Consider the following 20,342-nt stretch of genomic DNA (forward strand, 5'->3'; position numbering starts at 1 on the left):
TACAACCGGAAGCTCTTTGCGGGTTTCCCTGAAAAAGAGAGAATGAAAAAGTTTTTTTTGATCCTGTTTTCGTGTGGAATAATTAGTACAACCATTGTTTTTGCACAAGAAAATTTGCACCCAAACAAAGATAATATTCAGGATAACTCCATCGTTGCACCCGAAAGCCTGAACGAACACCTGGCTACGTTACTGCATGAGTGGCAGATCGATTTTTCAAAATCGGATAACATGTGCAGGCAAGGCGCAAATGTAGTCTTTCATGATAGTGTTTACACCCAATGTCTTTATGATATGCCTACGGAGATGGAATTATCCTATAACCAGGTGGTCAGACAGTACATCGATATGTACGCCAACCGTCGACGCGATATGGTAGGATATATGCTAACTATCGGTAAATACTATTTTCCAATGTTTGAAGAAGCTCTGGATAAATACGGCTTACCTCTGGAATTAAAATATCTACCAGTAATTGAGTCGGCACTTAATCCGGTGGCTGTTTCGAGGGTGGGAGCAACGGGCTTGTGGCAGTTTATGCTGAGGACGGGACAAGGTTACGGACTTCAGATAAACAGCCTTGTTGATGAGCGCCGTGATCCGCATAAATCGACCGAGGCAGCCGCACGATACCTTAAGGATCTTTATGCAATCTACGGTGACTGGAACTTGGTTATTGCTGCTTACAACTGCGGGCCGGGCAATGTAAATAAAGCCATAGCCCGAAGCGGAGGCAAGCGCGATTACTGGCAAATCTATTACAACTTGCCGCGGGAGACCCGCGGTTATGTGCCTGCATTTATTGCAGCGAACTATATCATGAATTTTTACGATAAGCACAATATCTGTCCGATAGAGTCATTTCAGGAGATGATCGCCCTCGATACTGTACACGTGGAGAATCAGGTGCACTTTAACCAGATAGCCGAGGTTCTGGATATTCCCCTAAGTGATATCCGGCGGTGGAATCCCCAATTTAAAAAGGACAGGGTACCGGGTAACTATCAACGGTATGCACTTGTTTTGCCTATCAATAAGATGTATGCGTTTCTCGAAAAGAAAGATGAAATAATGAATTTTCGGAGAGATGACTATATTACGCATCGCGAAAATACCGATGGATATCTGGCTTCGTCAGGATCATCCGTCTCAGGAAACGGAGAAAATGTTTATTATAGGGTAAGAAGAGGGGACAACCTTTCGAAGATCGCATCCAGGAACGGAGTTACTGTCTCACAACTCCGCTCATGGAATAACTTAAGGTCTACCCGGATTTCTGCAGGCAAAAATCTTATCGTCAGGAAGAAAGCTGTTGATCCTGCCGTACTGGAGACGGATGCAGCCACGATGGCACAGCAACCCACAAATCCAGAAACTGCAACAAAGACTGTGAATGCATACTATCGGGTACGCAACGGCGATAATCTGGGCAAGATCGCTCAGAGAAATAGAGTGACGGTGGCACAGCTGAAATCGTGGAACGGATTACGGTCCGACCGGCTTTCGGTAGGAAAACAGCTGATTGTAAATAAGAAAACCGTTACCGTTGAAGAACCACAACCTGTTCAACAGACTGCTGAAACGACTACCTCGGCTAAGGATGGTTCCGGTATTATTTCCAATTACCTGAAACAGCAGCTCGAGGAAAGCACAACCGATGAAACGGAAGTTGTAACCGGTGCTTCAATGGAAGCGGAATAAGCGCTATTGCGCCATACTGTTTATTGTTAAATTTAATTTCTCAGCATTATGAACCTGCTTGAGCAACTAAAAACCTATACCCAGGTTGTTGCGGATACGGGTGATTTTTCATCGGTTGAAATTTATAAACCCGTTGACGCTACCACTAACCCTTCGTTAATCTATACTGCTTCACAGGATACCCGGTACAGACACCTGATTGACGATGCTATCGATTTTGCCCGGAAATCAACGTCAGACAGGCAGGTACAACTTCCTAAAGCCATGGATAAATTAGCCGTGAACTTTGGGTTGGAAATTTTAAAGATAGTTCCCGGGAGAGCTTCAACGGAAGTCGATGCGCGACTATCTTTCGATACGGATGCAACAGTAGTCAAGGCCCGCGAAATTATCGGATTGTACGAATCTGCAGGAACTTCCCGTGAACGGGTACTGATAAAGATTGCTTCTACGTGGGAAGGAATAAAGGCGGCGGAAATCGTTGAAAAAGAAGGAATACATTGTAACCTCACCCTCCTCTTTTCCAAGGTACAAGCTGTTGCTTGTGCCGAAGCCGGTGTACGATTAATTTCACCGTTCGTGGGAAGGATTCTCGATTGGCATAAAAAAAACCTCGGTGTAGCAGACATACCGGCTGTGGAGGATCCCGGAGTGATTTCGTTGACTGGGATATTTAATTATTACAAGAAGTTTGGTTATCCAACCCAGGTAATGGGTGCGAGCTTCCGTAATATTGACGAGATCTGCGAGCTGGCTGGATGTGATCTGCTCACTATTTCCCCGACGTTGCTCAGGGAGCTCGAAGCCACAGAGGGTATACTGACGAAAAAACTGGATGCAGATCAGGCCCGTGAAATGGCTATCGAAAAAATTACCGTTGACGAAAAAACCTTCCGGTGGATGATGAACGAAGATGCAATGGCTACCGAAAAATTGGCCGAAGGCATCCGCAACTTCACCAGAGATCTGATTAAACTGGAGAAGCAGATGGAAAAGCTGTTGTAACAAAAAAAGTAAGGGCGGAACTTAAAGTCCCGCCCTTAGCCCTTATCTCTCTTCGTTATGCGTTCAACGATACCCGTTTGAAAACGGTTACGGTAAGGTCTTTGTTGTTTTGTTTGAGATACTGATCAATGGTCAGTTTGTTATCTTTGACGTATTCCTGTTGCAGTAGTGTTGATTCTTTGTAGAACTTCTGCAAAGCGCCTTCAGCAATTCTGTCTAACAGGTTCTCCGGTTTCCCGGCTTCACGTGCTTTTTCGCGTGCAATTTCCAGTTCCTTCTCTTTAACTTCTGCCGGAATAGTATCGGGTGTTACCGAAATTGGATTCATTGCCGCTACCTGCATTGCTACGTCTTTTGCTATGTCTTCAGCCACTTCTTCCTTGTTGAATCCAACAAGGGTCGCCAACTTGTTTCCCATGTGAATATAGGAAACCACCGATGGTGCGGAAATGTGTTCAAAATAACCCAGTTCCATTTTTTCGCCGGTAGCGCCGATCTTATCCATAATTAACTGGGAAACGGTTCCGTTGGGAAGTTGGATATTCAGCAAATCCTCCAACGTCTCGGGTTTATGATCGATAGCTGCATCCAGTATCAGTTGAGTCAATGCGATGAATTCTTCATTTTTAGCAACAAAGTCGGTTTCGCATTGCAATGCTACTACTGCAGCATAGTTTCCTTGAGCTTTTGCAAGCACACACCCTTCACTTGCTTCGCGATCTTCGCGTTTGGCGGCAACTGCCTGCCCTTTTTTGCGGATAATCTCTACTGCTTTGTCAAAGTTGCCGTTTGCTTCATTTAATGCATTTTTGCAATCCATCATTCCCGCTCCTGTCATTTTACGTAAATGCTGGATTTCTGCCATTGTAACTGCCATATTTCTATGTTTTTTTAAGTTGTTTTCTTTTTAGATTTCAAAGAAGAGACCTTAGACCGCCTCGCTGGTAGATTTCAGACGTTGGAACATTGAAGCATCCAAGTGTCTGTTATCTTGACATCTGATAGCTGGCCGTTGTTGTCCGTATTATTCTTCAACGTCTGCGTCTTTAGCGTATTTGCTTACTACAGATGCATTGATAGCATCTTTGTCTTCTTTCTTAACGCGCTCTCTCTTAGCTACTTTTGATTTTCTTTCCCTGCGAGGTACTGCACCTTCCTCTTCTTGGTCTTCTGCTACGCTGGCATCGGCTTTTTCAATTTTACGCTCATCCAGGCCTTCTTTTATTGCTTCACAAAGATATCCGAGGATCATGTCTACGGCTTTTGCAGCATCATCGTTTGCAGGAATTACGAAATCAATGTCGTTCGGATCAGAGTTGGTGTCAACAATACCGAATACGGGAATGCCAAGTTTGTTTGCTTCTTTCACAGCAATCTGTTCTTTCATTACGTCAACAACGAAAAGAGCGGATGGTAGACGGGTAAGATCCTGAATCGAGCCGAGCATTTTTTCGAGTTTAGCACGCTGACGGGTGATTTGCAGTTTTTCGCGTTTCGACAACGTGTCAAATGTTCCGTCCTTAATCATCTTATCAATGTTACTCATTTTCTTCACTGCCTTGCGGATAGTGGGAAAATTGGTAAGCATGCCACCAGGCCAACGCTCTATAACGTAAGGCATATTGATGCTTTGTGCCTTTTCTTCAATAACCGGTTTTGCCTGTTTTTTAGTCGCTACGAAGAGTATTTTTTTGCCGGCTTTGGCAATTTGTTTTAAAGCCGCTGCGGCTTCTTCGGTTTTTGCAATTGTTTTGTAAAGGTCGATAATGTGAATACCGTTGCGCTCCATAAAAATATAGGGAGACATTGCAGGATTCCATTTCCTTTTCAAGTGGCCGAAGTGTGCTCCTGCCTCAAGTAGTTGGTCAAATTCTAATTTTGCCATTGTTTGTGTTGTTTTTTTATTCGTTTACATTCTTTTTCTTAGTCGAACCGTAAGGTAAATTACCGAAGCGATTATTCCCGGTAATGTCCTTACGATTTAGATACTAAACGTCACTAAGTGGAACCGGTTTGTGCGGTTCTTATATATCTTTCCGGCAAAAGAACCGGTGAATATATCCAAAAATTAACGTTTTGAGAATTGGAATCTCTTCCTTGCTCCGGGACGCCCTGGTTTTTTACGTTCAACAACGCGGGGATCGCGGGTCATAAAGCCTTCGGCTCTTAACGCAGGTTTATCTTCGGGGTTTAACTTCACCAATGCACGTGCAATAGCTAGTCTTGCTGCTTCCGATTGTCCTTTGTATCCACCGCCCTGCAGGTTGATCTTGATATCGTATTTTTCAGTCACGTTGAGTTTATTCAACGGTTGTTTCACGATGAACTGCAGAATGGATGAAGGAAAATAATTTTCAAGTTCGCGTTTGTTGATAACGATCTTGCCTGAACCTTCACTCATGAATACACGAGCTACAGCGGCTTTGCGTCTTCCAATTGAATTTATTACGTCCATCTTATTATTTGAGTGTATTAATATCTATTTGTTTGGGTTTTTGAGCTTGATGCGGATGTTCGTTTCCAGCATACACGTAAAGATTGTTCAGAATAGCATCGCCGAGTTTATTCTTCGGCAACATCCCTTTTACCACTTTTCGGAAAAGCCTGTCGGGGCTTTTTTTCATAAGATCGGCAGGAGTGGATACCTTTTGACCGCCGGGATAGCCCGAGTGACGGTAGTAAACCCTGTCTGTCCATTTATTGCCCGTGAGTTCAACTTTGTCGGCATTCACGATAATCACGTTATCACCACAATCCACGTGCGGAGTAAAGCTTGGTTTGTACTTGCCTCTCAACAGTTTTGCCACCTTAGAACTTATACGTCCTAACGATTGGCCGCTCGCATCAACCAAAACCCATTCTTTCTGAGCCGTTTCTTTGTTTACGGAAATGGTTTTATAACTTAAAGTATTCACTTTTTTTTGTTTTTAAATCGTTTAATAAAATTAAGTTCTGATTTTCGCTCCCCGTTTTGTCTGGCTAAGGGACTAAATGGCAAATAAAAAGCTATAAATCAAACTTTTAAGTAATAAATTTTAATAATCGGACTGCAAAGTTACAATAATTCAGGTAATTAACAAAGCGTTTTTAGACGAAAATATGCATAATAACTCTAATTTTTTTGAGTCTGCGCATGATTAGAATACCCGTATCTCGTCGTAAAAGGGAGATCTCCCAATAAGAACATGGATTCCGACAGAAAATCCTCTTAAATCAGATTGTTGTATGGGAAAGCTATAACCAAACTGTAACCGGGTCAGGTTAAAGAATGTAATCCCCACGCTGGGTTTAATATTTTTGGTTGATACTGATATTTCGTTGATTATGAAATGTTTCCAGGTTTTATTCAGGTGTATTTCCGGCGCAGGGGAGAATTTTCCGTTTTCTCCGTATAAGTAGGTGCCTATGCCGACAGTAAAAGGACCGTGCGAGGTGTGTCTCTGTAAATTGTGGTCTACCCGGTATTCCACCCCTAAAAATCCGGTGTGTGCCTGCATGTGATCGTAACCCAGGTTTAAAGCAAAATTATGTTGTGAAAAGATTGCACCAATAAATGCAACTAAAAATAAGACAGTTAATACGGATACTTTCTTCATAGAATCATTTTTCCTACAAATATAAAACATAAAAACATTTGTGTAGTTTTAAAAATTGATTTAACTTTGCAGGCGAAAATTACAAAAACAACGGCCCCGTAGCTTAACTGAATAGAGCATCTGACTACGGATCAGAAGGTTACAGGTTTGAATCCTGTCGGGGTCACAAAAAAAGCGCTACGAAGAGCGCTTTTTTTATTTTGCCATTTTTCGCATCACATTCTCTATCAATAATCCGCACTGTTTTTGGGTTCGAAATAGGCTTGCGGATGCAGGCAGGTCGGACAGTTTTTCGGCGGTTTCTTGCCTGTAAACACATAACCGCAGTGGCGGCAATACCATTCGATCTCTTCCTCGCGTACAAAAACAGTCCCGTCCTGTACCCTTTGCAGTAGCTTCAGGTATTTTTCCTCGTGGACTGCTTCCGCTTTGGCAATCATTCGGTACATGGTGGCAATTTCCTTGAATCCTTCTTCTTCGGCCACTTCGGCGAAATGAGGATAGAGATCGGTCCACTCTTCGTTCTCGCCTTCAGCGGCGGCTTTTAGGTTTTCCGCAGTTGTGCCGATCATTCCTGCCGGATAAGTTGCTGTAATTTCAAGCATTCCGCCTTCCAGGTATTTAAACATACGTTTTGCGTGCACCATCTCCTGGTCTGCGGTTTCCAGGAAAATGGCCGAAATTTGCTCATACCCTTCTGTTTTGGCCTGTTTTGCGAAGAATGTGTAGCGCATTCTTGCCTGAGATTCGCCTGCAAAAGATTTCAGCAGGTTCTGCTCTGTTTGGGTTCCCTTTACACTTTTCATAATTGGTTGTTTTATAAAATTTTAAAATATATTACTCTCACAAAGATACAAAATTAAATAACCGTTTTAGCGCTCAACTTATCTGCAGGTCAAAATTTAAATTATGTCTAAATAGTTGTCTGTTTTGTCGGATTTGGGCTTCCGGTCTCAACCGAACCCCGGCGGCCATATAGCTTATCGAAAGACAACGCGAACAAACCATAAAAAGCGAAGGCACTCATGAAACCGGCAAAAACATCAATCAGGTAATGCGCTTTGATATATACGGTTGCTCCGCAGAGAAGAGCGTATAACGGGAAAACAATGAACATTATTCTTTTATTATTTCTATATAACCACATCATCAGTATAGTGGATATGCCCACGTGCGAACTTGGAAATGCGGCAGTGGGCCGTTCTCCCATTGCCTGCAATACCCTGACACAACGGTTGAATAATCCATCCCCATAACCGGAAACGGGCAACAGTTCGCTGTTGTAATAAAAATAATTGCCAACATTCAAAAAAAATCCGTTTTCTGCATTCTCTGTTCCTATAACCGGAAAATAAAATTGCGGGCCGGTGACGGGAATAAAGATAAACAAGAAATAATAAAGGAAAAACGATCCCAAGAATATGAAAGTTAATTTGTCGAACTTCTCCCGTTGATAAAAGAAACAGTACAAAATGACGAACATCATCATGGGAAAATAGAAGAAATACCCCATGTAGAATGCTTCGCTAATCCACTCCGAGGAAAAATGCTTCGAAAAGGCCAGGGCCGGCTGAAACCCAAAGATAGATTGCTCTGCGGAAGCAAAAACGTGGTCCAGGTTCCCAAATATTTTATTGAATTCGTAGGTTTCAGGATACCAGTAAGTGATAAGTCCTACGGAGAAGAGGACACGGACGAAAGCCGTTGCCGGTGCAAAGTTAAGCATAGACGTGGCGGAATAGGCAAGAAACATTCCGCTGATAATTAGCATACGAGCCAACAAGAAGGAACCCGGATTATCCAGTCTGTTCCAGAGAACGATGACAATGACAGAGGTAATTGCGACATAACCGGCTGTGAGAATTTCTACTCCGAAGAAGTTCCTCTTTTTTCTGAAGGATGTATAGTTTTTCTCTGGCATAAGAAGTCAGGCGAATTCGCTCAGCTCCAGCCAGCGATAGGTCTTTTCGTCAATCAGGCTGACGACTTGCGATATGCGGTTTGATGCGTTGATTAGCTCTTCTGACGAGAGATCCCCCGATGAGAGTTGTTGTGCCAATTGTTCTTTTTCCGTTTCAAGGCGTTGGATTTCTGCCTCCAGCCCCTCAAATTCCTGTTTTTCCCTGAACGTGAGTTTGGTCTTCTCTTGTTGGACAGGTTTTTCTGAAGTTTTTATCGGCTTTGGTGGTTTTGTTTCTTCGGCAACCCGTTTGTCTTCCAATGATTTCCAGTCGCGGTATTGTGTGTAGTTCCCCGGAAAATCCTGGATCTCGGCGTCTCCGTGAAAACAGAGCAGGTGATCCACCACCTTGTCCATAAAATAGCGGTCGTGGGAAATAACGATCAGGCAGCCTTTAAATCCGATGAGGTATTCTTCCAGTATGTTGAGTGTAATGATATCGAGATCATTTGTAGGCTCGTCAAGGATCAGGAAGTTGGGGTTTTTGATAAGCACGGTACAGAGGTGCAGTCGGCGTTTTTCACCACCGCTCAGCTTGTAGACGAAATCGTGTTGCTTGGCCGGAGCAAAGAGAAAATGCTGCAGGAACTGTGATGCCGTGAGTTTGTTCCCATTGCCCAGATCTATGACTTCGGCTATTTTCTGGACGGCGTCAATGACCTTGGTCTGTTCATCAAACTGCAGCCCTTCCTGACTGTAATACCCGAAGTTCACCGTTTCTCCGATATCGAAGTTTCCTGAATCGGGTTGTTCGATCCCCAGTAACATTTTTATGAACGTCGATTTGCCGGTGCCGTTGTTACCGATAATCCCCATTTTTTCGTACCGGGTGAAAATATAGTTGAAGTCGTCGGTAATCTTAATGTCGCCAAAACTTTTGGTAATGTGGTTGGCTTCGAATATTTTTTTGCCGATATACGAACCTTTCGCCGAGAGTTTTATGTCGTTGGCTTGGTTGCGTTGTTTGACCTGCTCTTCCAGTTCGTAAAACGCGTCAATGCGCGATTTTGCTTTGGTAGCACGGGCCTGCGGTTGCCGGCGCATCCAGTCGAGCTCTTTGCGGTAGATGTTTTGTGCGCTGTCAGCTTCGGCATTCTGTACGACGATGCGTTCACCGCGCTTTTCCAGGTAATAGGCATAATTGCCTTTGTAGGAGTAGATTTGACGATCGTCAATTTCGATGATTTGCGTACATACCCTATCGAGAAAATAGCGGTCGTGAGTAACCATCAGTAAACTGATGTTCGAGCGGGAAAGATACTCCTCCAGCCATTCCACCATATCCAGATCGAGGTGGTTGGTCGGTTCGTCCAGCATGATCAGTTCCGGCTCCGAGATAAGGGTGTTTGCCAGCGCTACCCGCTTGACTTGCCCGCCGGAAAGTTCGCCGATCTTCTGATCGAGCTGAAAGATCTTCAGCTGGCTGAGAATCTGCCGGATGCGCTGTTCGTAGTCCCAGGCTTTGAGCAAATCCATTTTTGCTAAAATTTCATCCAGCTCCAGATGATTGCCGGATTCCATGATCTCTTCGTATCGCGCAATTACTTTCACCGCTTCGTTTTCGGTTTGAAAACAAGCTTCGAGTACCGTGAGTCCGGGATCAAACTGCGGCGATTGTTCCAGGTAGGCAAACCGGATATCGTTTCGGAAAACAACTCTCCCATTATCGCTGGGTTCCTTTCCGGCGATGATGTTCAGCAATGAGGTCTTTCCCGCGCCGTTTTCTGCAATCAGACCGATTTTGTCGCCTTCGGCAACCCCGAAAGAGATGTTGCGGAAAAGCATCCGATCGCCGAAGCTTTTGGTTAGCGTATCGATTTGCAATAATGGATTTGCCATAGTTGAGTAAATTTTGCCTTTGGCGATCGTCACGTTAGTGTGGACCCTGTATTTTGTGCGATAAACGCCGGTACAAAAGTACGAAACTATTTGGGATTAAACTCAAAATTGCCATTGCCAATAAGTAAACAGGTCTGTTCGGCGGTTGCCGCTGATCCGCTCTGTTCCCGAGCCTATGGTTTCACGGTCGAAATAACGTGTATGCCCGATCTTTACGGAGAATGACAGCCGGGGGGTGAAAGCATATCTGCCTGATGCTGCAAGCCTTATGCCTTTGCCGTGGAACGACGGCATATAAAAGGTCGTCAGGAGGTTTCTTTCGTAAGAATAGAGCCTGGTGGCATAGGTGTCTGATTTAAAATATCCGGCGAAGAGGTCGCCCCGGATCTTTTTGCCGCCGCGATAGCCGGCATGTTGAGAGAGCATAAACCCTTTTTCCTGTGGAAAATGTTTCCTGCAGAACAGGGAGGCATCAAAAGTAGTTCTGAAATCCCATCCGCTTTTCAGCACATGATTATACCGGAGCCTGATTTTTTGCGTGCTGTGCGGTAAAACCGTTCTGGAATTTTCGTCGGGATAGCCTGCATTCTGCTCTTTCTGTTTGATTTTATACCGCAGCTCGAAGTTGGCGTTCTGGTTCACGGCATACGTTCCCAAAAAATAGAAGTCGAATCCCGCAGACGGCTTATCCACCTGACTTTTCGGCCAGGGAAAACGGAAGAGGTCGATATACGTTGTTGCCGATACCTTTTGCAGCGGACTGAAGGTGACGCCTAAATAGAATCCGTTCTCGTTTTGAACCCGGCTCCCTTCGGAAAATGCCTGCGCATGCATTGCGTTGTAAGAAATGGGGAAATGGCGGTAAAGCGCCGACAGGGAGAAAAGCCCGGACGGGGTATATTGAATCATGTGGGTGGTTGCTGTGGCTCCGTTTCTGGCCACTGCGGTTTCCCCGGCAAACGCCAACCGGTTTAAGCGGTACGAGTAATCAATGCTTGCATTGAAATGGGACGAGTCCCGCAAACTGTAATAGTTGTATTCGCGAACAACCGGGCAATACATACGGCTATAGGCGTGATATACACCGCTCACGCCTAACTGAAGCTGCTCGTTGTGGTAGTTGATATTCACCCCCGTTACCTGTTCACGCGAATTGTTTTTTTTCTCTATTTCCGAAGGCGTTCTGTGATACCCATCGGTCTTGAACGAGGTTATTTCTCCGTCGCGGGAAAGATTGGCATCAAATCTTTTGTTGGAGTAAAAAGGGATAACGGTTATTTTCCCTGCCTGGAAGACAGCAGCTGCACCACGAAAAAATCCACTTTCGGCGGTGGAGAAATGTCGTTTAGGTCCCTGTGTCCGGCGGATAATGGTGTTGGTGCCCCAGGATTTGGAGATCATAAAGTCGTTGTTGAGTATTAATCCTTGTCCGAACGATAGGCGATAATCGCCCACGGCAAGGGTTTTAAGCTTTCCCAGTTCGCGAATGATCAGGTGCAGTCCGTAATGATCGTATCCCACGGGATAGTTTTTCTGCAAAAACGGCTCGCCGGGATCTTTTTCGCCCACCAACCCAAACTGAATTTTATCGCGATAAGTGAATGCGTATTTCATCGAAGTATAAAAATCCTCTCCCCGGTATTTCCGATTGGGATAACGCTGAAGAATGCTGTCGGCAAACTCTCCGTATCCTGCCCGGTTCTGAAGGGTCTTGTCGAACCGGGATTGAACTTCGTGTCGCCCCCGACTGAGCATTTCCTGCACCGTTGGTTGTTCTTCCTCCGCTTTGCCCGCGAAAAAAAACGGCAGGATCAGTTCTACAGTTTTAAAATCGAGAAAAGAGACATTCCGGAGTTCAAATACCGTGTAGACCGGCCGGTTCTTATCCAGAAATTCGGCTATGTGAGCCGCTTGTTCAAAATTGATCAGTGGAAACTGCTCCAGTTGTTCGCGGGAAACCCGGTTTAAATTCATGGGGTTGCCCTCCAGCATCGTTAGTTCCTGAAACATGTTTTCGATGGTGGTATCGTCCATTCCCTCTTCTGCAAGCTGTGCCAGATAGGAGCGCCAATCGTTTGATTGCGACTTGGCAAAAGAGCATTTTGCACAAAGAGTAACGGCAAGAATGATATGAAAAACCCAAAATTTCATTCATCACTGAGCTAAAAGCCGGGATTTTTACAAATATAACCTCCTCGGAACGATTTTCCCAATAATTGATGAACAAAAGTTCGGGTAAGGATAGTCGCCTTACTCTTTTTCTGCCGGAACGATAAAATTCTTGGGGTTTTCCACTTTTTCTTCCAGCAGGGCAAACTCCAGCACTTGCTTCACATCTTCCACATAGTGAAAGTTCAAACCTGCCACATACTCGGGTTTGATTTCAAGAATATCTTTTTCGTTCTCTTTGCAGAGGATGATGTCGGTAATTCCGGCACGCTTTGCTGCCAGAATTTTTTCCCGAATTCCACCAACCGGTAGTACTTTTCCCCGCAGCGTGATTTCTCCCGTCATGGCCAGATTGTTCCGCACTTTACGTTGCGTATAGGCTGAGGCCAGTGATGTGATCATGGTTATTCCCGCCGATGGCCCGTCTTTGGGCATGGCGCCTTCGGGAACGTGAATGTGCGTGTTCCAGTTCTCAAAAATAGCGGGGTCAATATCCAGCAGGTCGGCATTGGCGTGTATGTACTCCATCGCCAGCATAGCCGACTCCTTCATCACGTCGCCCAGGTTTCCGGTGAGCGTAAGTTTTGAGCCCTTTCCTCGACTCAGCGAACTTTCCACAAAAAGGATCTCTCCCCCTACGGCTGTCCAGGCCAACCCTGTAACCACTCCGGCATAGTCGTTGCCCTGGTAACGGTCTTTGCTGTATTCTTCCATGCCGAGGTACTCCGTGACATCAGTAGGTTTCAATACCTTGGGATACTCTTCATTTCCAGCTATCTTCCGGGCAATTTTCCGGGTTACCTTTGCAATTTTCTTGTCCAGTTCCCTTACCCCCGATTCGCGGGTGTAATCTTCGATGATCTTCAGTAAGGCCGGTTTAGAAATGCTGAAAGCCTTCTTCTTTATGCCGTGATTTTCCAGCTGTTTTGGGACGAGGTGACGATAGGCGATTTCTATTTTTTCATCGCTGATGTAGCCCCCAACGTTTATCAACTCCATCCTGTCGAGAAGAGGTTGGGGGATAGTGTTCAGGTTGTTTGCCGTAGCGATGAACATCACTTTTGAAAGGTCGTAATCGATGGAGAGGTAATTGTCGTGAAATGCAAAATTCTGTTCAGGATCAAGCACTTCGAGCAGCGCCGATGCCGGATCGCCCCGAAAGTCGTTACCCACTTTATCTATTTCATCCAGCACAAAAACCGGGTTTGAACTTCCTGCTTTTTGAATGTTCTGGATAATTCTTCCGGGAATGGCCCCGATATAGGTGCGGCGATGGCCGCGAATTTCAGCTTCATCGTGCAGACCACCCAGTGAAACGCGGATATACTTCCTGTTCAATGCTTCAGCAATCGATTTTCCGAGAGATGTCTTACCTACCCCGGGAGGGCCGTAAAGGCACAATATCGGAGATTTTAAATCGCCTTTCAGTTTCAAAACAGCCAGATGCTCGATAATGCGCTCTTTCACTTTTTCCATTCCAAAATGGTCGCGATCGAGAATTTTCTGTGCATTCTTCAGGTTGAAGCTGTCTTTGGTATACTCATTCCACGGCAACTCCACAATGGTCTGAAGGTAGCCGAACTGGACCGAGTAATCGGGTGACTGCGGATGTAACCTTTCCAGTTTACTGATTTCTTTTTCGAAAATATCAGCTACTTCCTGGTTCCACTTCTTCGTTTTTCCCTTTTTACGAAACTCAGCGATCTCTATTTGCTGAGTGTTGCCGCCCAGTTCTTCCTGAATGGTTTTTATCTGTTGTTGTAAGAAATATTCTTTCTGTTGCTGGTTGAGGTCCTCGCGGGTTTTCATCTGGATATTCATCTTCAACTCCAGTACTTGTGTCTCGCGGTTAAGGATCATCAGCAGCCTGTATGCTTGTTCCTTTTCGTCACTTATACTCAACAGCTCCTGTTTTTCCCTGTTTTCAATGGGCAGGTTGGTGGCACTGTAGCTTACCAACATACCGGTGAACGACTCGTGATTGATGGTTTGCAGCAGCTCCTTGGGGGGATCGCCAAGAATGTTGAGCATATGGTTCATAGCGTCCCTTATGGAATCCAGAATGGCGCTGAACTCCTTGTCGTCTTTCTCCGCTCTTTTCGATTCCAGGATCCTGTAGTTGGCCGCAAAATAGGGCTCGGTTTGCGTGAACTCTGTCCATTCGAATCTTTTCTTTGCCTGGACAATGATGCTCAGGTTGTTTTTGTCGAGCTCAATCACGCGTATTACTTCGGCGATGACACCTATTGAATATAGATCTTCCTTCTCAGGTTCTTCGACGTTGTTGTCTTTTTGACAGACCAGACCGATATAGCGGTGTTTTTTGCCCAATGCCCGGACTAACTTGAGTGACTTGCTCCGTCCTACAGAGATGGGGAGCCCGCTTCCCGGGAAAACGATGGTGTTACGTAACGGTAATATAGGAAGACTTTCCTTCAGGGAACTTTCATCGATCTCCTGGCTGCCGTCCAGGAAATCTCCGGCAATAAACGATATGACGTTGCTTTCGCTCTCTTCCGGTTTTAATACGGATAATTTATTTTGAAACATATTTATTTACTTATCTTCGGTACGGTTCAATTCATATTTTATTTCGGAAAAACAGAATATGTGTTATTTTTGTTGTCGCAATGCCTATATCTTACACCAAATTCCGTGCCAAATATTGATTTTTACCGTTTATGGGGAACAACTCTTTTAAATTTAAGCAATTTACTGTTTTTCACGACAGGTGTGCCATGAAAGTCGGCACCGATGGCGTCCTGTTGGGTGCGTGGGCAGATTTTATCGATTGCCAATCGATCCTGGACGTGGGAACGGGCTCAGGCTTAATTGCCTTAATGGCTGCACAACGAAACAGTCTGGCAAAAATTACAGCTATCGAGATGGATGCAGATGCGGCTTTGCAGGCCAGGGAGAACGTTGATAATTCTCGTTTTAAAGAGCGCATAGAGGTGTTGCCTGTTTCGTTCCGGGATTTTTTCCCAACAGTGACAGGGAAATTTGACTCGATTGTTTCCAACCCTCCTTTTTTTGTTAATTCGCTGCCATCGCCCGATCTGAAAAGAACCGGTGCCCGGCATATGGATTCGCTTACTCCGGCTGAACTTTTCAAAATGAGCAGGAAGCTTCTTAATGATACGGGAACCCTTTCGCTGATCTATCCGTTTTCGGAAAGGGACAATATAATGAACGTGTCTGAAAAAGAAAATTTCCATTTATCCCGTGAAACGGTTGTTCTTCCGACCCGGTCTGCTTCTCCCAAGCGAATTTTATTGGAGTTTACTACCCGAAGCGAAACGGAGACGGATAGGAACGAATTGGTTATTGAGGAGAAGCGTCATGTTTACACACCTGAATTTATCCACCTGGTACAGGATTTCTACCTCTATTTATGAAATGAAATTTTTATTTTTTATCTTTGCCGAATGACTTATAATCCCATTTTAATAAAAAAAATTCTGGTATTCCCCGTTTTTATGCTTTTGTCGCTGGGGTTTATGCAGGCAGGTGACACCCTTCGTGTGAAACAAACGCAAGTTCCTATATTGATAGACCGCATTGATAATGCCCTTTTTTATATCAGTATCGATGCGAGGGAGGCTGTAAAATTGACCGAATTGAAACTTAAGTTCTCCGAAAGCTCAAACCTGAACGAGGTGGAGTCTTTAAAACTCTATTATGGAGGAACCGAAGCCGTTCAGCGTAAAGGACAAACATTTTATCATCCTGTACAATACCTGTCGGGATTCACGCCGGGTAAAACCCGCGAGGCAAATCCTTCCTATTCGGTGAAGGTTGTTGAACAAAAATCGCCAGGGATCGAAGTGGTCTTTTCGGCAAATTACCCCCTTTTTCCGGGGATCAACTATTTCTGGATCAGCCTTCAGATGAAACCCACCACCTCCCTGTTGTCGAAAATTGATGTGAATCTGGTTTCAGCAAAGCTCGACGGAAGAGATGCTCCCATATCGTTTGCCAATAATACGGAAACACACCGGATGGGAGTGGGGGTTCGCCATGCAGGAGACGATGGCGTTGCCGCCTTCCGTATTCCAGGCATGGTCACCAGCAATAGAGGAACGTTGCTGGGTGTTTACGACGTCCGGTACAACAACAGTGTGGATTTACAAGAACACGTTGATATAGGGTTGAGCCGGAGTACCGACAAGGGCCAGACCTGGGAGAAGATGCGTATTCCGGTTGCGTTCGGTGAATATGGCGGATTACCCAAAGCACAGAACGGAGTAGGCGATCCTTCTATCCTGGTGGATAAAAACACCGGAACTATCTGGATTGCTGCCTTGTGGACACATGGGATGGGAAATTACAGGGCATGGCACAACTCGCAAGCCGGCATGGATGAAAAACGGACGGGGCAGCTGATATTGACAAAAAGCATGGATGACGGTAAGACCTGGTCGGAACCCATCAACATCACTTCTCAGGTAAAAGACCCTTCGTGGCATTTATTGCTGCAGGGTCCCGGAAGGGGAATCACCATGCAGGACGGAACATTGGTTTTCCCCATTCAGTTTATTGACTCTATCCGGATACCCAATGCAGGCATCATGTATAGCAAGGACAGCGGACAGACCTGGAAAATTCATCATCATGCACGGACCAACACAACGGAAGCGCAAGTGGCGGAAGTCGAGCCCGGCGTTTTGATGCTTAATATGCGCGATAATCGCGGAGGAAGCCGTGCCGTTTCCATAACGAAGGATTTAGGCAAAACTTGGACGGAGCACCCGTCAAACAGAAGCGTCTTGCAGGAACCGGTTTGCATGGCAAGCCTGATTAAAGTGGATGCCAATGAAAATGTACTGGGTAAGGATATATTGCTGTTCTCCAATCCCAACACCACCGAAGGAAGACATCACATTACCATCAAAGCCAGCCTGGACGGAGGATTATCGTTTCCCGAAGAATACCAGGTGCTGTTGGATGAAGATCCCGGTTGGGGCTACTCTTGCCTGACTGTGATTGATAAAGAAACCGTTGGAATCCTTTACGAAAGCAGCGTGGCACACATGACTTTCCAGGCAGTGAAGCTAAGGGATATTATTAAAGGTCCCAGGCAATAGATATTCAGGCTCATTTAACATCAACAACATATGAAAAAATACTTGTTTATTTTCAGCTTACTATCCACCATGGTTATGGCTCAAGAAACTCCTATCCTCCTCTTCCCCGATGGCGCTCCCGGAGAAACAACAAAAATGAAGCAAAAAGACGATCTGTCGGGCAACAAGGTAGCCGGATGTCCGGTGCTCCGCATCAGCGATGTGAGCGAGCCTACACTGACTTTTTTCCCGGCTCCTGCAGATAATAATTCGGGCGCCACCATCATTGTGAATCCGGGAGGAGGATACAATATTTTGGCATACAACCTGGAAGGGACGGAAATCTGCAAGCGGTTCAACAGCCACGGAGTTAATTGTGTGCTGGTGAAATACCGCGTGCCCCGACGCGAAGGGCTTGAAAAGCATCAGGCGCCGTTGCAGGACCTGCAGCGAGCCATTGCCTACACACGTTCGCACGCAGGTGAGTGGAAAATCGATCCAAACCGGATAGGCGTGATGGGATTCTCAGCCGGCGCCCATTTAGCGGCCATGGCGAGCACGGCGTACGATGAACGCACCTATCCGGCCGTGGATGCGGCGGACAATGCGAGCCTCCGTCCCGATTTTTGTGTCCTGATCTATCCGGCATACCTCGACGGCGAAAATTTCTCCATCTCACCCGAATTGAAAGTTACCGAAAAGACGCCGCCCACTTTCATCGTTCAAACCCAGGACGACCATCGGTTGCTCAACAGCAGCCTCTTCTACTACTATGCGCTCAAAGAAGCAAAAGCCCCTGTTGCTATGAGCTTGTATCCGTCAGGAGGGCACGGTTATGGACTGCGGAACACGGGCGATCTGGTAAATGAATGGCCTTTTCGTGTCATGAGTTGGCTGCACGATATAAAAATGGTGGAGTGATTCTTGCCTTAAAAGAGACGGTACATGTTTTTATAATTGAAGAGTTTGATCTCGGCGGTGTCGTTCTCGAAATCTCCGGCATACAAGACCGCTTTATCCGTCAACCTGTCTTTTAATAATGCATTCAGCGAACGGATTCCTGTTTCGAAATCGGGATGGTAGGTTTGGGATGATTTGATTTCAACGGCTGAATAATCGCTCCCGTTTTTGAATAGCAAGTCCACCTCAACGCCGTTGCTGTCGCGGTAAAAGAGCAAATTGCTTTCTTTACCCTGGTTGTAACGGTTTTTAAGTGCTTCCATCACGATAAAGTTTTCGAACAGGTGGCCACGCATTTTGTCCCTTGTCAGCTGCTGTTCAGTTTCTATGCCTAACAAATAACAAGCCAAACCGGTATCGCAGAAGTAGAGTTTCGGTGTTTTGGTCAACCGTTTCCTCATATTTTCATGAAAAGGAGGCAGTAGCTTGATGATATAGGATGCCTGCAAGACAGAAAGCCAGGATTTGACGGTATTGGCGGAAACACCCACTTCGCCCGACAGTTCGGAGGCATTGAACAAGCTGCCTATGCGCGCGGCACACAGCCGAAGGAATGTTTGAAACTGCATCATGTCTTTTACCTGCAATACGTCACGCACGTCTCTTTCCAGGTAGGTTTTCACATACGACGGATAGAGAAGGTCGTACCTGTTCTTTCCCGCATACAAAGCCGGAAAGAAACCGTGGAGCATGACCTCGTCCAATGTTTTTTCATCTGCCTGCTTTTTGACTTCGTTGTACGACAAGGGCATCAGCTCCAACATGCCGGTCCGTCCGGCAAGCGATTGGGTAATCTGCCTGATGACCGAGAACTGCGAGCTGCCCGAAAGCACAAAACGTTTTTCGGGATTCTCATCTACCATTCCCTGAATGTACGACAGCAAGTCGGGCGTATGCTGTACCTCATCCAAAACCATGCCCTCGGGATGGCGGCTGAGGAATCCGGTCGGGTCGTTCATCGCAAAGCGCCGGATATCCAAGTTTTCCAACGAATAATAAGGTAGCTTGTCAAAAACCTTGCGTAACAAGGTGGTTTTCCCCGATTGACGCGGTCCTGTCATCGTAATGACGGGAAAATACCGATGCATCTCGAGCATCACGGGCGTTATGTCTCTTTTGATAAATGAGTTAGTCATGCCATGTTTATGCAAATCCGAAGTTGAACTGCGAATTTACATAAATGCGCCGGATTATCCAAATAATCCACACAAAATATTCGGGAAACTTTTGGGCAATTGGCAATGGCCGCGCGATATTGTACTTCTATAATCCCAATATCCGTTTATACAAACAGCAGCACGCTCATGTTCGGCATCTTCCCCGATTCGTACAGCTCTTGAAGGTCGGGAAGCGCGCGTTTGTCAAACAGTCCCGAGCGCACCACATAGATTGTCCGGTCCGCGACACGGGCGCATAACAAGGCGTCCACGACAACGCCATAGGGTGGATTGTCCAGCAGGATATAGTCGTATGTGGCTCTTAACTCCTCCATCATTGAGTCAAGCCGCTCGCTTTTCAACAGTTCGGCCGGGTTGGGGGGCAGTGTTCCGGAAGTGATGACATCCAACCGGCTCGTTCTCTTCCTTCTTGTTCAGCAGGTATAGGTACAACTCCTCCTTTATTTTCTGCTGCCGCTCCACGCTGATCACGTATTTTTGTTGTGTGGGCACGACGAAGGCTATCTTTCCCCTGTTTTCCCGCTCCTTGTTCTTCATGTTTTCCGTCTGTATCTTTAGGCCGGCGATCAGGTTGTCCACGGCTTTGGATCTTGCCTGTAATTTGAGTTGATCGATTTTGTGCTGCTCAGTGGCGCAACCTATTGTTTTCGCCACCTTGTATCTGCCGCGACACTTGCTAATTATCTGAATGCTAACGATCCCAGAGCGGTTTTTCTTTTCTCGGATGAACATGTTGAAAAAATCGGGACACCCAAAATCAGTAAATTATTTTCATATTCCGTTGATTAACAGTGAAATAATTTGGGTGTCCCGAAAAAGTGCGGAAGACAGGAAAAATGGTGGAGTGACGGATCGTGATAGTGCCATA

The 20,342-nt window shown here is 45.7% G+C and carries 18 protein-coding genes and 1 tRNA gene; 6 read left to right on the top strand and 13 right to left on the bottom strand.

What is annotated here, in order from left to right:
- Window positions 1-42 precede the first annotated feature (42 nt).
- Together AACM02_RS04530 and tal are read left to right on the top strand one after the other, a co-directional pair.
- Window positions 43-1,701, top strand: a complete 1,659-nt coding sequence (locus AACM02_RS04530) for a lytic transglycosylase domain-containing protein (protein WP_339116188.1) — start codon at window positions 43-45, stop codon at window positions 1,699-1,701.
- Between the two features lie 48 nt (window positions 1,702-1,749).
- Window positions 1,750-2,706: a transaldolase gene (gene tal, locus AACM02_RS04535; protein ID WP_339116189.1), complete on the top strand. Its 957-nt coding sequence runs from the start codon at window positions 1,750-1,752 to the stop codon at window positions 2,704-2,706.
- 55 nt (window positions 2,707-2,761) lie between these two features.
- Here the strand turns inward: tal and tsf are convergent, their stop codons facing one another.
- The 5 genes from tsf to AACM02_RS04560 all read right to left on the bottom strand — a co-directional run bounded on the left by tsf (window position 2,762) and on the right by AACM02_RS04560 (window position 6,302).
- Complete coding sequence (gene tsf, locus AACM02_RS04540) at window positions 2,762-3,583, bottom strand: translation elongation factor Ts (RefSeq protein ID WP_332456600.1); 822 nt, start codon at window positions 3,581-3,583, stop codon at window positions 2,762-2,764.
- A 147-nt stretch (window positions 3,584-3,730) separates the two neighbouring features.
- Window positions 3,731-4,591: a 30S ribosomal protein S2 gene (rpsB, locus tag AACM02_RS04545; RefSeq protein WP_339116190.1), complete on the bottom strand. Its 861-nt coding sequence runs from the start codon at window positions 4,589-4,591 to the stop codon at window positions 3,731-3,733.
- 183 nt (window positions 4,592-4,774) lie between these two features.
- Window positions 4,775-5,161 carry a 30S ribosomal protein S9 gene (gene rpsI / locus AACM02_RS04550; RefSeq protein ID WP_332456598.1) on the bottom strand — a complete coding sequence of 129 codons (387 nt, stop codon included), beginning with the start codon at window positions 5,159-5,161 and terminating at the stop codon, window positions 4,775-4,777.
- 4 nt (window positions 5,162-5,165) lie between these two features.
- The gene (rplM, locus tag AACM02_RS04555; RefSeq protein WP_339116191.1) at window positions 5,166-5,621 is read right to left on the bottom strand and encodes a 50S ribosomal protein L13; all 456 of its coding nucleotides are present in this window, start codon (window positions 5,619-5,621) and stop codon (window positions 5,166-5,168) included.
- Between the two features lie 222 nt (window positions 5,622-5,843).
- Window positions 5,844-6,302 (bottom strand): hypothetical protein, encoded by a 459-nt coding sequence (locus AACM02_RS04560; protein WP_339116192.1) that lies wholly within the window; start codon window positions 6,300-6,302, stop codon window positions 5,844-5,846.
- Between the two features lie 92 nt (window positions 6,303-6,394).
- On the opposite strand from AACM02_RS04560, the gene AACM02_RS04565 reads away from it, so the two are divergent.
- A tRNA-Arg gene (locus tag AACM02_RS04565) sits at window positions 6,395-6,468 on the top strand.
- A gap of 61 nt (window positions 6,469-6,529) precedes the next feature.
- Here the strand turns inward: AACM02_RS04565 and rbr are convergent.
- The 5 genes from rbr to lon all read right to left on the bottom strand — a co-directional run bounded on the left by rbr (window position 6,530) and on the right by lon (window position 14,820).
- Complete coding sequence (gene rbr, locus AACM02_RS04570) at window positions 6,530-7,111, bottom strand: rubrerythrin (RefSeq protein WP_332456634.1); 582 nt, start codon at window positions 7,109-7,111, stop codon at window positions 6,530-6,532.
- 104 nt (window positions 7,112-7,215) lie between these two features.
- A complete protein-coding gene (locus AACM02_RS04575; protein WP_339116193.1) occupies window positions 7,216-8,223 on the bottom strand; it encodes a phosphatase PAP2 family protein in 1,008 nt (335 codons plus the stop codon).
- A 6-nt stretch (window positions 8,224-8,229) separates the two neighbouring features.
- On the bottom strand, window positions 8,230-10,101 hold the full coding sequence (locus AACM02_RS04580; RefSeq protein WP_332456594.1) for an ABC-F family ATP-binding cassette domain-containing protein: 1,872 nt from the start codon (window positions 10,099-10,101) through the stop codon (window positions 8,230-8,232).
- 102 nt (window positions 10,102-10,203) lie between these two features.
- The gene (locus tag AACM02_RS04585) at window positions 10,204-12,252 is read right to left on the bottom strand and encodes a helix-hairpin-helix domain-containing protein (protein WP_339116194.1); all 2,049 of its coding nucleotides are present in this window, start codon (window positions 12,250-12,252) and stop codon (window positions 10,204-10,206) included.
- A 99-nt stretch (window positions 12,253-12,351) separates the two neighbouring features.
- Window positions 12,352-14,820 carry an endopeptidase La gene (lon, locus tag AACM02_RS04590; RefSeq protein ID WP_339116195.1) on the bottom strand — a complete coding sequence of 823 codons (2,469 nt, stop codon included), beginning with the start codon at window positions 14,818-14,820 and terminating at the stop codon, window positions 12,352-12,354.
- Window positions 14,821-15,008: 188 nt separating this feature from the next.
- Here lon and AACM02_RS04595 point away from each other — a divergent pair, with 188 nt between their 5' ends.
- The 3 genes from AACM02_RS04595 (at window position 15,009) to AACM02_RS04605 (ending at window position 18,257) form a co-directional block, all read left to right on the top strand.
- Window positions 15,009-15,668 carry a methyltransferase gene (locus AACM02_RS04595; protein ID WP_332456591.1) on the top strand — a complete coding sequence of 220 codons (660 nt, stop codon included), beginning with the start codon at window positions 15,009-15,011 and terminating at the stop codon, window positions 15,666-15,668.
- An 81-nt stretch (window positions 15,669-15,749) separates the two neighbouring features.
- A complete protein-coding gene (locus tag AACM02_RS04600) occupies window positions 15,750-17,357 on the top strand; it encodes a sialidase family protein (RefSeq protein ID WP_339117431.1) in 1,608 nt (535 codons plus the stop codon).
- Window positions 17,358-17,387: 30 nt separating this feature from the next.
- Window positions 17,388-18,257: an alpha/beta hydrolase gene (locus tag AACM02_RS04605; protein WP_332456590.1), complete on the top strand. Its 870-nt coding sequence runs from the start codon at window positions 17,388-17,390 to the stop codon at window positions 18,255-18,257.
- A gap of 8 nt (window positions 18,258-18,265) precedes the next feature.
- Here AACM02_RS04605 and AACM02_RS04610 read toward each other — a convergent pair whose 3' ends face one another.
- The 3 genes from AACM02_RS04610 to AACM02_RS04620 form a co-directional block, all read right to left on the bottom strand.
- Entirely contained in the window at window positions 18,266-19,432 is a 1,167-nt protein-coding gene (locus AACM02_RS04610; protein ID WP_339116196.1) for an ATP-binding protein, read from the bottom strand.
- A gap of 146 nt (window positions 19,433-19,578) precedes the next feature.
- Window positions 19,579-19,791 (bottom strand): hypothetical protein, encoded by a 213-nt coding sequence (locus AACM02_RS04615; protein ID WP_339116197.1) that lies wholly within the window; start codon window positions 19,789-19,791, stop codon window positions 19,579-19,581.
- A gap of 4 nt (window positions 19,792-19,795) precedes the next feature.
- Window positions 19,796-20,128, bottom strand: a complete 333-nt coding sequence (locus AACM02_RS04620; RefSeq protein ID WP_339116198.1) for a hypothetical protein — start codon at window positions 20,126-20,128, stop codon at window positions 19,796-19,798.
- Window positions 20,129-20,342: the final 214 nt, after the last annotated feature.

Source organism: Petrimonas sp. (assembly GCF_963921705.1).
GTDB lineage: Bacteria > Bacteroidota > Bacteroidia > Bacteroidales > Dysgonomonadaceae > Petrimonas > Petrimonas sulfuriphila.